Source organism: Erwinia sp. PME.40.26/001, from assembly GCF_055556675.1.
In genome coordinates, this window is record NZ_JBVHNP010000440.1 from 1 (window position 1) to 235 (window position 235).

The window sequence follows — 235 nt, forward strand, 5'->3', positions numbered from 1 at the left end:
GATCGTGTTCGTGTACGAGACGACATCGCCGTACCGGTCGGCAACGACGAAGTGGTTGGTGTCGGTCTCGTGCCGCGGGGGCGGGTCGCCCGGGGCGCGCCTGACGGCGCACCCCCCGGACCGGGCGAACGGGTCGCCCGGGGCGACCGGGCTCGTCAACGCGTGGGCCGGATCGATGAGGCACGCTCGCTGGCGACCGAACGCCCGGGAGAGCAGCTCGCGCTCCGGGACGGAG

At 74.0% G+C, this 235-nt stretch carries 1 protein-coding gene; it reads right to left on the reverse strand.

Translation table 11 applies throughout. From position 1 onward, the window contains the following. A partial coding sequence (locus ACZ3HG_RS24890; protein WP_465335221.1) for a gamma-glutamyltransferase occupies positions 1 to 235 on the reverse strand: 235 nt, incomplete at both ends.